The sequence below is a fragment of the Stenotrophomonas sp. STEN018 genome, assembly GCF_056760235.1.
On sequence record NZ_JBRREK010000080.1, the window covers coordinates 1 to 12,089 of the forward strand.

15 protein-coding genes are annotated in these 12,089 nt (G+C 63.0%); 9 read left to right on the forward strand and 6 right to left on the reverse strand.

What is annotated here, in order from left to right; all coding sequences use genetic code 11:
• Positions 1 to 182 precede the first annotated feature (182 nt).
• Entirely contained in the window at positions 183 to 1,016 is an 834-nt protein-coding gene (locus tag ACVOMB_RS19430) for a glycine zipper 2TM domain-containing protein (RefSeq protein WP_481532694.1), read from the reverse strand.
• A 176-nt stretch (positions 1,017 to 1,192) separates the two neighbouring features.
• Between ACVOMB_RS19430 and ACVOMB_RS19435 the strand changes: the two genes are divergently transcribed.
• A complete protein-coding gene (locus ACVOMB_RS19435) occupies positions 1,193 to 1,414 on the forward strand; it encodes a DUF6116 family protein (RefSeq protein WP_062166057.1) in 222 nt (73 codons plus the stop codon).
• Positions 1,415 to 1,417: 3 nt separating this feature from the next.
• Entirely contained in the window at positions 1,418 to 2,182 is a 765-nt protein-coding gene (locus tag ACVOMB_RS19440) for a TatD family hydrolase (protein WP_481532695.1), read from the forward strand.
• Between the two features lie 136 nt (positions 2,183 to 2,318).
• Here the strand turns inward: ACVOMB_RS19440 and ACVOMB_RS19445 are convergent, their stop codons facing one another.
• On the reverse strand, positions 2,319 to 3,110 hold the full coding sequence (locus ACVOMB_RS19445; protein WP_481532696.1) for a tRNA threonylcarbamoyladenosine dehydratase: 792 nt from the start codon (positions 3,108 to 3,110) through the stop codon (positions 2,319 to 2,321).
• A gap of 129 nt (positions 3,111 to 3,239) precedes the next feature.
• On the opposite strand from ACVOMB_RS19445, the gene ACVOMB_RS19450 reads away from it, so the two are divergent.
• Together ACVOMB_RS19450 and ACVOMB_RS19455 are read left to right on the forward strand one after the other, a co-directional pair.
• A complete protein-coding gene (locus ACVOMB_RS19450) occupies positions 3,240 to 3,677 on the forward strand; it encodes a cytochrome c (RefSeq protein ID WP_481514402.1) in 438 nt (145 codons plus the stop codon).
• Between the two features lie 111 nt (positions 3,678 to 3,788).
• The gene (locus ACVOMB_RS19455) at positions 3,789 to 4,286 is read left to right on the forward strand and encodes a glycine zipper 2TM domain-containing protein (RefSeq protein ID WP_481508457.1); all 498 of its coding nucleotides are present in this window, start codon (positions 3,789 to 3,791) and stop codon (positions 4,284 to 4,286) included.
• A 72-nt stretch (positions 4,287 to 4,358) separates the two neighbouring features.
• Here ACVOMB_RS19455 and ACVOMB_RS19460 read toward each other — a convergent pair whose 3' ends face one another.
• The gene (locus tag ACVOMB_RS19460) at positions 4,359 to 4,568 is read right to left on the reverse strand and encodes a cold-shock protein (RefSeq protein WP_282271583.1); all 210 of its coding nucleotides are present in this window, start codon (positions 4,566 to 4,568) and stop codon (positions 4,359 to 4,361) included.
• Between the two features lie 233 nt (positions 4,569 to 4,801).
• Between ACVOMB_RS19460 and ACVOMB_RS19465 the strand changes: the two genes are divergently transcribed.
• From ACVOMB_RS19465 to arsC, 3 genes are all read left to right on the forward strand, one after another.
• On the forward strand, positions 4,802 to 5,287 hold the full coding sequence (locus tag ACVOMB_RS19465) for a DUF456 domain-containing protein (RefSeq protein ID WP_481532697.1): 486 nt from the start codon (positions 4,802 to 4,804) through the stop codon (positions 5,285 to 5,287).
• Positions 5,288 to 5,409: 122 nt separating this feature from the next.
• Positions 5,410 to 6,549, forward strand: coding sequence for a phospholipase A (locus tag ACVOMB_RS19470; RefSeq protein ID WP_481532698.1), 1,140 nt, complete (start codon positions 5,410 to 5,412; stop codon positions 6,547 to 6,549).
• A 3-nt stretch (positions 6,550 to 6,552) separates the two neighbouring features.
• Positions 6,553 to 6,903: an arsenate reductase (glutaredoxin) gene (arsC, locus tag ACVOMB_RS19475; RefSeq protein WP_481532699.1), complete on the forward strand. Its 351-nt coding sequence runs from the start codon at positions 6,553 to 6,555 to the stop codon at positions 6,901 to 6,903.
• Positions 6,904 to 6,958: 55 nt separating this feature from the next.
• Here the strand turns inward: arsC and ACVOMB_RS19480 are convergent, their stop codons facing one another.
• Complete coding sequence (locus tag ACVOMB_RS19480; protein WP_481532700.1) at positions 6,959 to 7,492, reverse strand: DsbA family protein; 534 nt, start codon at positions 7,490 to 7,492, stop codon at positions 6,959 to 6,961.
• 187 nt (positions 7,493 to 7,679) lie between these two features.
• Between ACVOMB_RS19480 and ACVOMB_RS19485 the strand changes: the two genes are divergently transcribed.
• Positions 7,680 to 8,789 (forward strand): sterol desaturase family protein, encoded by a 1,110-nt coding sequence (locus ACVOMB_RS19485; protein ID WP_481532701.1) that lies wholly within the window; start codon positions 7,680 to 7,682, stop codon positions 8,787 to 8,789.
• Between the two features lie 70 nt (positions 8,790 to 8,859).
• On the opposite strand, the gene ACVOMB_RS19490 is transcribed toward ACVOMB_RS19485, so the two are convergent.
• Complete coding sequence (locus ACVOMB_RS19490; protein WP_481532702.1) at positions 8,860 to 9,495, reverse strand: glutathione S-transferase family protein; 636 nt, start codon at positions 9,493 to 9,495, stop codon at positions 8,860 to 8,862.
• Positions 9,496 to 10,021: 526 nt separating this feature from the next.
• On the opposite strand from ACVOMB_RS19490, the gene ACVOMB_RS19495 reads away from it, so the two are divergent.
• Entirely contained in the window at positions 10,022 to 10,168 is a 147-nt protein-coding gene (locus tag ACVOMB_RS19495; protein WP_481532703.1) for a hypothetical protein, read from the forward strand.
• 235 nt (positions 10,169 to 10,403) lie between these two features.
• Here the strand turns inward: ACVOMB_RS19495 and ACVOMB_RS19500 are convergent, their stop codons facing one another.
• Positions 10,404 to 11,921, reverse strand: coding sequence for a fumarate hydratase (locus ACVOMB_RS19500; protein WP_481532704.1), 1,518 nt, complete (start codon positions 11,919 to 11,921; stop codon positions 10,404 to 10,406).
• Positions 11,922 to 12,089: the final 168 nt, after the last annotated feature.

Sequence of the window (12,089 nt, forward strand, 5' to 3'; positions counted from 1 at the left end):
GTTTCCACGCCAGTCATGCTATTGTTAGATTTCTATCATCCAGACCTCCCCAATCGGGGGTGGTTGGCCCCTGCGGCCGTCCCCCGGCCCCCACAAAACAATAAAAAATCCGATGCCAGAGGTCGGGCATCGGATTCCTGGTGACTCAATTACTGAAGCAGCAAGCTTACGGCTAGCGCCGTTTATTGGCGGTTCGCCGCCGGTGCCATCGCTGCGGTCTGGGTGACCAGCTGGCCGTCGATCACCGGCAGGCGATCGCTGGCTGGCTTGTCCTGCATGCGCACGGTCTTTTCCGCACCGTCGTAACGGTAGGTCACGTCGTAGCCGATGGTCTGGTTGGCGTTGCCCAGCGACACGCGCTCACCCGGACGGCTGTCCATGCGCATCGTGCCGGTGCTGCCATCGGGCTTGCGGTAACTGACGTTGTAGCCGGTGATACGGCTGGACTCGGCGGTGCGCTGTTCGGTATGGCACTGACGCTCGGTGCGATTGACCACACGGCCACCAACATGACGCTTGTCGACCTGGTTGCCGATCACGCCGCCGGCCACGGCGCCTGCAGCAGTGGCTGCCTTCTTGCCGTTACCGCCACCGATCTGGTTGCCCAGCAGGCCGCCGATGACCGCGCCAGCGACAGTACCGCCGACATTGCCGTCACGCTCGGGCAGGCGCTCCTGCACCACCACGTCCTCGCAGACTTCATGCGGGGTGCTGGTGGTGGAGCTTTCGCGGATCGGGTCGCTGCCGGTGACCGTGCCATAGACGCGTTCCTTCTGCGTCACCGGGGCAACCTTGAGCACGTCTGCATATTGCAGCTGCGGTTCGGCCGGGGTTTCCACCTTGCCGGTGACCGCGGCGTCGTCCACCAGCGGCGTGGTATCCAGCACCGGGCGTGCGCCCTCGACCAGAGGCGCAGTACTGGCCTTGTCGCGGCCCTGCATGAAGGCGGCGGTGGCGATGCCACCTACCAGCAACGCGCCGGCGGCAACCAAAACGGTCGTGGTTGTGCTCTTCATGGTCTGTCTCCGTGCGGCTGGCCGCGGTTGTGTTGGGAGGATTCCAGCATGGATAAGCTGAACAGAGGCCAGTATTTCGATCCTCACCCTATCGAAATCACTTAACTCGTCGCAATATTCAGCCTGCTGGCCCTGATCTTACAGGGCAGTCTGAACCCCTCTCATCTGGATACGCCATGTCGAGCATGATGTTGTCGCCGTTTCTGGAATGGGCACGCAAGCTGCGCTACCCCACCCTGTTCAAACTGACCGGTGCGCTGTTCGTCATCAGCATGCTGCTGCCCGACCCGATCCCGTTTGTCGATGAAATCCTGTTTGGCCTGAGCACCTTGCTGCTCGCCAACTGGAAGCGACGCAAGGACCCGGCCGAGCCGCCGATACTGCCGGGCAAGCGCTGAGCCGTGCAGTTGGTAGACAGCCACTGCCATCTGGATGCAGCTGAATTCGACGTCGACCGCGAGGCGGTGATTGCCCGCGCCGGCACTGCCGGCGTGGGCATGCAGATCGTGCCGGCGGTAACCGCGGCCAGCTGGCCCAAATTGCGCGAGGTCTGCGCGGCCGATGCAGGGCTGCATCCGGCCTACGGCCTGCACCCGATGTTCCTGCCCGAGCACCGTCCCGAGCATCTGCAGCAGCTACGCGACTGGGTGGAGCGCGAGAAACCATGCGCCGTCGGTGAATGCGGGTTGGATTTCTTTGTCGACAATCTCGACCCGGCCGAACAGCGCATGTACTTCCAGGACCAGCTTGAGTTGGCGCGGGACTTTCAGCTGCCGCTGATCGTGCATGCGCGCCGTGCCCTGGATGAAGTGATCCAGCGCATCCGCCGCGTTGGCAAACTCAGTGGCGTGGTGCATAGCTTTTCCGGCAGTCCGGAGCAGGCCAGGCAGCTATGGGACCTGGGCTTCATGATCGGCTTGGGCGGCCCCATCACCTATACGCGCGCCAACCGCCTGCGCGGTCTGGTCACACAGATGCCGCTGGAGTTCCTGCTGCTGGAAACCGACGCTCCGGATCAGCCGGATGCCGGCATCCGCGGTCAACGCAATGAGCCGGCGCGGTTACGGCAGATCGTCGACACGGTCGCCGAACTGCGCCAACAGCCGGCGGCGGATATCGCCGCGCAGACCACCGCCAATGCGAAGCGACTGTTCAAACTGCCGTAACAGCACTGCTGTTTTTGTGGGAGCGGCATAAGCCGCGAAGCCACAGGTCAGTCAGATCACGAACAAGCTGGCGATTTCAACAATGCCAGCTTCGCGGCTTACGCCGCTCCCACAGGCCCTACAAATCCGCTCGCTTTTATGCGCGGCTCTTCAACAGCATTTCCAGCGCCTTGCCCACCGCCACGAAGGCAAACGCACCAGTGATATGCGTTGCCGCGCCCAGGCCGCCGCCGCAATCCAGCTTCAAGGCTTCATCCGGGCCCAGGTTCGGGCGGATGCCACAGACGCTGCCGTCGGCCTGCGGGTACTTCACGTTCTCCAGCGAATATACCGCCGGCACGCCGAAGTAGCGCTTCGCGCTCTTGGGGAAATTGAACTCGCTGCGCAGCTTCTTGCGGATCAGCGCCATCATCGCGTCATGCTCGGTCCGCGACACGTCGCGCACCCGCACCAGGGTCGGATCGGTACGGCCACCAGCAGCACCGATGGTGATCATCGGCAGCTTGCGACGGCGGCACCAGGCGATGGTTTCCACCTTCACCCGGAAGCTGTCGCAGGCATCGATCACCAGATCAAAGCCGCGATCCAGCAGTTCGGCCATATTGGCCGGGGTCAGGAACGACTCCACCGCCTCGACCTCGACATCCGGGTTGATCGCACGGCAGCGCTCAGCCATGGCCAGCGCTTTGTTGCGGCCATACTGCCCGGCCATCGCCGGCAGCTGCCGATTGGTGTTGGAGACGCAGATATCGTCGGCATCGATCAGGCTCAAATGGCCGACCGCCGAGCGCACCAGCGCCTCCACGATCCACGAGCCAACCCCGCCCATGCCGACCACGGCGACCTTGCAGCCGCTCAGGTGGGTGATGGTACCGGCTCCGTACAGCCGGTCGATACCGGCAAAGCGCTCACGCAATTCTTCTTTCATCCACGCATTTTACGGCCTGCCCCGGACCTGCGGCGAGCCGCGCGCTGGCACGATGACACAGGCTTCGCTCGTACCGCTGCATAATGACCGGCAGTCGAACCCCTTTGCCAATAGCCTGGAGCCAACGCAATGTCCGACCCTGCACCCGCCCGTCCCCCGTCCAAAGCCTCGCGCTACCTGTTCGTCCTGCTCGCCGGCCTGCTGATCGGGGTGATTGCCACCGTGATGGGGATGCGCGCCATCCAGGCCCGCCAGGATCACTTCCCGGACAGCCTGATGACGGTCATGGCCAAGCAGGCCCAGCTGCTAGGCGAGAGCCAGAAACAGAACCGCTGCAGCGTCACCGACAGCACGCCGCGCCTGCAGACCCTGCGCGCACTGGCCAACGATCTGGAAACCGCTTTCCCCGGGCTGCGCGATGACGAGCGCTTCCAGCAACACGCCAGTCGCTATCGCGCCACCTTGAACGATGCACTGGCCAAGCCGCCGGCAGATTGCGCGGCACTGGCTGCTGCAGTGCAAAAAATCGGCAGCGACTGCAAGTCATGCCATCAGGACTTCAAGTAAGCAAACTGCGTTTTCACATGTGATTGGCCCTCCATTCACATGCAAAACCGCAGGATCTTCGCCGCGGGTCACTCAGCTGTACCCACTTTCAATCTGGCAAGGAGAAACACCATGAAGATCCAACTGATCGCTGTAGGCGCAATTGCCAGTCTGGCGCTGGCCGGTTGCGCCACCTCCCCCGGTTACGGCGGTGGTTACAACAACGGCGGCTACAACAATGGTGGCAACTACGGCAACAACAACGGCTACAACCAGAACCGTTGCACCGACTGCGGCATCGTCACCCGCATCGATACCGTCGCCTCCGGCCGCACCGCTCCCAGCGCTACCGGCGCCATCCTCGGCGGCATCGTCGGCGCCGTCGCCGGCCACGAGATTTCCGACAAGACCGGCGGCAGCAAGGGCAACCAGAACATCGCCGCCGTCGCTGGCGCCGTTGGTGGTGCCATGGCCGGCAACAAGATCCAGCAGAACGTCACCGGCAACTCGTATGACATCCAGGTGCGCATGGACGATGGCCGCGTGATCGTGGTCAACCAGAAGGACCTGGGCGGGATCCGCGAGAACACCTATGTGCGCGTGGTCAACGGCCGCGTGGTGATCCGCTGAGCCGCTACCGTTAGCGCTGACGAAGAAAGGCCCGCTTGCGCGGGCCTTTCTTTTGGCTGCACTGCCGCCGGATCAGGCCGGTTGTACGGCGTCAGCCTGCAGGCCCTTCTGGCCCTGCACAACAGTGAAGGTGACCTTCTGGCCTTCCTTCAGGCTTTTGAAGCCATCGGTCTGGATGGCGCGGAAGTGCACAAACACGTCCTCACCATTTTCGCGGCTGATGAAGCCGAAGCCCTTGGCGTCGTTGAACCACTTGACGGTACCGGTTTCGCGATCAGACATCTCGACTAACTCCCTGTAACTCTTTCGTTTGATGGTTACGCCCGGTAAGGCGGCTGGTTGCAAGGAGGAAGCGAGGTGCAACGATGCAGCAAATCCTTCGATCTACCCATCAGGCCACGATTCACGGTGACCTTGCCAAGCTCAGCGGCTGCAACTTAACTCGGGGCAAACGAAATTGCAACACCGGCACATGCATTAAAGTCAACCCCTATCCGACCCCCTTCAGAGTACACATGGACTATTCATTCATCTTCTATCTGGTCGGCGCACTGCTGGTCCTGGTCGGTATCGCCGGCATCATCCTGCCCGCGCTGCCGGGGGTGCCGCTGGTATTCGTCGGCCTGCTGCTGGCGGCCTGGGGCGATGGATTCGACCGGGTGGGCTGGCTGCCACTGCTGGTATTGGGCGTACTGACCGTCATCTCGATCATCGTGGACGTTATCTGCACCATCGCCGGTGCCAAGAAGGTGGGCGCCAGCAAGCTGGCCCTGATCGGCTCGGCGATCGGCACGGTGGTCGGCCTGTTCTTCATGCCTATCGGGCTGTTTGTAGGCCCGTTTCTTGGCGCGCTGGGCGGCGAATACCTGCATGGTCGCCAACTCGGCCAGGCCACCAAGGTCGGCCTCGGCACCTGGCTGGGCATCGTCCTCGGGGTCGCACTCAAGCTGGGCCTGGCGGTCGCCATGATCGGCGTGTTCGCCATTGCCTGGTTCTTCTGAGGGCCGTCGTAACGCCACCTCGACCCGGGAATCACCGACAATCCCTACCTTGCCACAGCTGCCGGCGCGCAATGCCCTCGATTGCCCCGGCCCGGCCACCCCACAGCGACCGGATGGAACCCATGCGAACACAAGCCCTCCCCCATGCCCTGCTGCTCATCCTGAGTGGCGCCAGCGCTTCGGCTGTTGCGCAGGAATCGATGCCGACGCCCGCCTCACCGCAGGCCTGCTTCGCGCTTGAGACCGATGCCACCCGCCTGGCCTGCTACGACAACGCGCTAGGCCGCACCGCCACCGACACCCGCGCAGCCGATGCCGCGGCGGCCGCTGCTCTGCAGGCGCGCAAGGAGGCCAAGGCCACCGCCAAGGAGCTGGACGAGCCGCTGCCGCGGCGCAACGAGCTTTTCGCGCATGACGAACTGGACTCCGCGGCCGCCAATGCCGGCCGCGGTTCCTTGCTGGACAGCCGCTGGGAGCTGGCCAAGGACTCCAAGCTGGGCTTGTTCCAGCTGCGCGCCTACAAGCCTGTCTATCTGCTGCCGGCATTCTGGAGCAGCAAGCCCAACGAGATGCCGCACTCGCCCAATCCCAACAACACCGTCACCCAGGCTGAGGAACTGGACAGCACCGAGCTGAAATTCCAACTCAGTTTCAAGACCAAGGTCACCGAGAACCTGTTTGGCGACAACGGCGACATCTGGGTCGGCTATACCCAGAGCTCGCGCTGGCAAGCCTATAACAGCGAACTGTCGCGCCCGTTCCGCGAGACCAACTACGAGCCGGAAGTGATGTTGACCTTCCGCAACGGCTACTCGCTGTTCGGCTGGAACGGACGCATGACCGGCTTCAGCCTCAACCATCAGTCCAACGGCCGCAGCGATCCACTTTCGCGCAGCTGGAACCGGGTGGTGATGAATGTCGGCCTGGACCGTGAGAACTGGGCCATCATGCTGCGCCCCTGGTACCGCATTCCGGAAGGCCGCCGCGACGACAACAATCCGGACATAGAGGACTACATGGGCCGTGGCGACGCCACCCTGGTCTACAACCGCAATGGGCACGAGCTGGCCATCACCGGCCGCCACTCACTGCGCAGCGGCGACCGTTCGCATGGTTCGCTGCAGATGGATTACGGCTTCCCGATCAACAAGCTGCTGCGCGGCCATGTGCAGGTCTTTGATGGCTACGGCGAGAGCATGATCGACTACAACCACCGGGCGACGTACATCGGCGTTGGCGTGTCGCTGCTGGAGTGGTTCTAAGCAATGAAAGCGACCATCTGGCACAACAACCGCTGCTCCAACTCACGCGGCGCGCTGGCGCTGTTGCAGGAGGCTGGTGTCGACGTCGAGGTGATCAACTACCTCGACCACCCGCCTTCGGCCACACAGCTGCGCACGCTACTGGATGCCATGGGCATGCCGGCCCGCGACCTGCTGCGCAGCAAGGAAGCGGCCTACACCGAACTGGGATTGGCCGCCAAACTCGATGACGAGACCGCACTCATCGACGCGATGAGCCAGCACCCAACCCTGATCAACCGCCCCATCGTGCGTACCGCCAAAGGCACTGCCTTGTGCCGCCCACCGGAAACCGTGCTCAGCCTGATCGGCTGAGGCGCGTTATCTGCAGCACCTGCTCTGGTGCCGCAGTGGCGTGCGCCAGGCAGGCTCAGTTGTTCTTGGCGCTGGCCTGGACGATGGCGTCGTAGAGCTCTTCGAAGCTATGCCTGGGCTGGAACAATTCGCCATTGATGAAAAAAGCCGGCGTACCGGTGACGCCGCTGCGCATGCCACTTTCGATATCACGCTGGATGCGCAGCAGATGGTTGTTGTCATCCATTGCTGCGGCCAAGCCTTCCTCGGGCAAGCCCAACTCACGCATCAACTCGCGGTAGACCACCTCGCCCAGCTGCTGCTGGCTGCGGAACAAGGCGTCATGCGCCTCCCAGAATTTACCGTGGGCGGCGGCGTACTCGGCGGTGATCGCCGCAGGCAACGCCTGTGGGTGCGCCTGCACCAGCGGGAAGTTGCGGAACACCAGGCACAGCCCATCGCCAAAGCGCTGCTGCAGGCGCTTGACCAAAGAGAACGCCTCGCCGCAATACGGGCACTGGTAGTCCGCGTATTCAACCAATACGACCGCAGCATCCAGATCGCCCTGGATGTGATCAGCCGCACTCACCGGAACCGTCAATCCGCTCATCCATCCACCCCAGATCATTCCCGGAAAGGCCAGCCTACAAGCACATGGCGTGGCCGCGCTTGATTCACATCAAGCTACCGGCATACCTGCACAGCCAGCGTGAAGCAGGCCGTCCCCGGCTCCCGTACCACTTCCCCCGTTCAGCAGACACAGGCAGAATCGCCCGATCAGAGACAGGAAGTCCGCAATGGCCCGTACCCGCCGCTCATTCTTCGCCTATGGCTCCGCATTGCTCGGCGTGTTGAGCCTGCTGGCGGTCGCCTGCTTCCACTTCCCCGAACTGCTCACCAGCCGCGAGTTCCGCGCGGTCTACAACGAACAGTTTGCCCGCCATCTGCTGCTGGTGGGTTTGGCAGCGGCTTTCATCATGGGCACGGTTGCGATCCTGCGCGATCGCAACAAGCGTATCGCCACCCTGGGTGTGGGCACGGCAACCGTGGCGGTACTGCTGGGCGGCACCAACGTGCAGTTCGATGCCATCGGCAAGACCCCTTACTCGCTGGGGCTGGATTGGTTCGTGCTGTCGCTGTTTTTCTCAGCGCTGGTGTTCGTGCCACTGGAGCGCTACCTGGGCAAACGCGAGCTCTCGCCACTGCGTCCAGGCTGGCGCACCGATGTGGCGTATTTCTTCATGAGCCACGTGCTGGTGCAGTTCATCCTCATTCTGGTCACCGCCTCCACTTCGACCATCGCCGGGCTGGCTGCCTTCCCGTCGTTGAAAGCAGCGATCCAGTCATTGCCGGTGTGGGCGCAGTTCCTGATCGCGGTCTTTGTCGCCGACATGGCGCAGGCCCTGTTGCACCGCGCGTATCACAACATCCCCTGGCTCTGGCGCTTCCACGCCGTGCACCACTCCAGCCGGCACATGGATTGGCTGGCCGGCTCGCGGGTGCATTTTGTCGAGATCGTACTGACCCGCAGCGCGGTACTTCTGCCGCTGCTGATCCTCGGCTTCTCGACTTCGGCGGTGAATGCCTACGTGATCCTGGTCGGCCTGCAGGCAGTGCTGGCACACGCCAATCTCGGCATTCGCTTTGGCTGGCTGGAATACCTGCTGGTACTGCCGCGCTACCACCACTGGCACCACGCCCGGCAGCAGGAGTATGTGGACGTCAATTACGCCATCCACCTGCCGCTGGTGGACATGTTGATGGGCACCTTCAAGCTACCGCGCGATCAAGCCCAATGGCCGCAGGAATACGGCGTGATGAAGCTGGAGACGGTGCCCAACGGCATCATCAAGCAGCACCTGATGCCATTCCAGGGCGGGCGCAAGTTCGACGACCACGTCGATTGAAACAGGCGCGCCCAGTTTTTGTGGGAGCGGCGTCAGCCGCGAAGCCACCAATGTCACCGCACAACCACGCTCACAACCAATCACTGATCCCCTCACGCCGATAAACCTCAGCAAACGCCGGCCGCGCCTTCATCCGCGCCGCATGCGCAGCCAGCTCCGGCCAGCTGTCGGTAGGCCGCGGCATATTGCGGCTCCAGCGCATCAGCATGGTCAACACGAAATCGACGACGCTCAGCTGCTCGCCCAGAACGTAAGGACCCTGCGCAGCCAGGTGATCAGCCATCTGCTGCCAGGCTGCCTCCAACTGCGCTCTGGCACGCACTTTCACCTCCTCCGCATTCGATTCTCCCGCCGGCTCCTGCGGATAGAACCAGGCGCGGTAGGCCGGCATCAAGGTGTACACGCAGAAGCACATCCAACGGTAGTAGTCGCCGCGCGCCGCCGTACCAGGCGCAGGCGCCAAACCTGCCTGCGGATGCAGATCGGCCAACTGCATGGCAATGGCGGCGGACTCGGTCAGCACCTGCCCATCGATGATCAGCGCGGGCACACGACCGGCAGGATTGATCGCAAGAAACTCCGCTGACTTCTGCTCACCGCGTTCAAAATCCAGCTGGCGCAGTTCGTGCTCAACGTCGAGTTCAAGCAACAACCAATGCACCACCAACGAAGCAGTGCTTTGCGATCCGTACAGAACAACTGACATGCGCTGAGTTCCCGGCTGGAAAATCACATTCTAGCCAAGCAAGGCGCCCGGCTTGTGGGAGCGGCATAAGCCGCGAAGCAGATGTCGCCTCCGCAACAGCACAAAGCACCCCTCCCCAACCCTCCCCTTGCCTGCGGCAAAGGGAGGGCGTAGTGCCGAGCCATGCTCGGCAGGGGACTTCGCTGCGCCCCATCGGCACGGTGGTAGTTGTAGGAGCGGCGTAAGCCGCGAAGCTGGTAAATCCACGGCAATCGCGACAGCTCGAGCCTAGAGCACCCCTCCCCAACCCTCCCCCTTGCCTACGGGCAAAGGGAGGGCGTAGTGCCGAGCCATGCTCGGCAGAGGACTTCGCTGCGCCCCTTCGGCACGGTGGTAGTAGTAGGAGCGACGTAAGCCGCGAAGCTGGTATATCCACAGCAATCGCGACAGCTCGAGCCTAGAGCCCCCCTCCCCAACCCTCCCCTTGCCTGCGGCAAAGGGAGGGAGCAGAAGCTGCAGCTAGCGGCGGATTCAGTTGCAGCTGTTCATGCAGCTGTTCAAGCGCTCGCCGCACACCGACGCAGCCGACCGGTTCTGGCAGAACGCCTGCGAGGTCTGGCAGGCGCCGCGCAGTTCCGGGTTGGTGATCTTGTCGCATTGGTTGCTGCGGTTCGCTTCACCGCAGTCGCCGTAGCTGCTCGGGTTGGCGCTACAGAGCTTGTAAGCGTTTTGGCAATAACTGACGCAGGCCGCGGGGTCATTACGCGGCGCATCACCCCAGCCTCCACCGCCGCTCGCGCAGCCTGCAAGCAACGACAACACTACTGAAGCAAGCATCCATAGAAATCTGCGCATCGAACCATCCCTGCAAACGACGACGGCCCGAGCATAGCCCGGGCCGTCGTTGCATCACCAGTGACAGGTGTCGATTACTCGACGATCACCGGAATCTTGCCAATGCGTGCCTGCCATTCGCGCGGACCAGTCTTGTGCACCGATTCACCGGTGGAGTCGACCGCCACGGTCACCGGCATATCCTGCACGGTGAACTCGTAGATGGCTTCCATACCCAGGTCAGCGAAGCCAACCACCTTGGAAGCCTTGATCGCCTTGGACACCAGATAGGCCGAGCCACCAACGGCCATCAGGTAGGCCGACTTGTTGTCACGGATCGCCTCGATCGCCGCCGGGCCGCGCTCAGCCTTGCCGACCATGCCCAACAGGCCGGTCTGCTCCAGGATCTGGCGGGTGAACTTGTCCATACGGGTCGCCGTGGTCGGGCCCGCCGGGCCCACCACTTCGTCACGCACCGGATCAACCGGTCCGACGTAATAGATGAAGCGGCCCTTCAGGTCCACCGGCAGCTGCTCACCCTTGTTGAGCATCTCGACCATGCGCTTGTGCGCGGCGTCGCGGCCGGTAAGCAGCTTGCCGTTGAGCAGCAGAGTCTGGCCCGGCTTCCATGCAGCTACTTCTTCCGGGGTGATGTTGTCCAGATCGACGCGGGTGCCCTTGGACGAGTCGTAGGTCAGCTTGGGCCAATCTTCCAGCGACGGCGGGTCCAGCATCACCGGGCCGCTGCCGTCCAAGGTGAAGTGCGCGTGGCGAGTGGCAGCACAGTTCGGGATCATCGCCACCGGCAAGTTGGCGGCGTGGGTCGGGAAATCCTTGACCTTGATGTCCAGCACCGTGGTCAGGCCACCCAGGCCCTGTGCACCGATACCCAGCGCATTGACCTTCTCGTACAGCTCCAGACGCAGCTCTTCGGCACGGTTGGAGGCACCACGGGCCTGCAGATCGGCGATGTCGATCGGCTCCATCAGCGATTCCTTGGCCAGCAGCATCGCCTTCTCGGCGGTGCCACCGATGCCGATACCGAGCATGCCCGGCGGGCACCAGCCAGCGCCCATGGTCGGCACAGTCTTGAGCACCCAATCGACGATCGAATCGGACGGATTGAGCATGGCGAACTTGCTCTTGGCTTCCGAACCGCCACCCTTGGCGGCGACGATCACATCGACGGTATTGCCCGGCACGACCTTTACGTTGACCACACCCGGGGTGTTGTCCTTGGTATTGGTGCGCTTGCCAGCCGGGTCAGCCAGCACCGAGGCGCGCAGCTTGTTGTCCGGGTAGGCGTAGGCACGGCGGATGCCCTCATTGGCCATGTCCTCGACGCCCATGGTGGCGTCGTCCCAGCGCACGTTCATGCCGATTTCCAGGAACACGGTGACGATGCCGGTGTCCTGGCAGATCGGGCGGTGGCCTTCGGCGCACATGCGCGAGTTGATCAGGATCTGCGCGATGGCCTCTTTGGCCGCCGGCGACTCTTCGCGCTCATAGGCGGCGGAGAGGTTCTTGATGTAGTCGACCGGGTGGTAGTACGAGATGTACTGCAGTGCGTCGGCGACGGACTGGATGAGGTCTTCCTGCTTGATCGATGTCACGGGCTTGCTCGCTTGCTGAAGGCTGGCGGGGGTTCAGCCCACCATTTTACGCCTTGGCGCGGCGCAGTGCTGCCCGTGGCTGTTTGTAGGAGCGGCGTAAGCCCCGAAGCTGCTGGTGCTGGAGTCCTCGGCATCCGTCCGCGCTGATACGGTGCTTGCTTAGCGGGG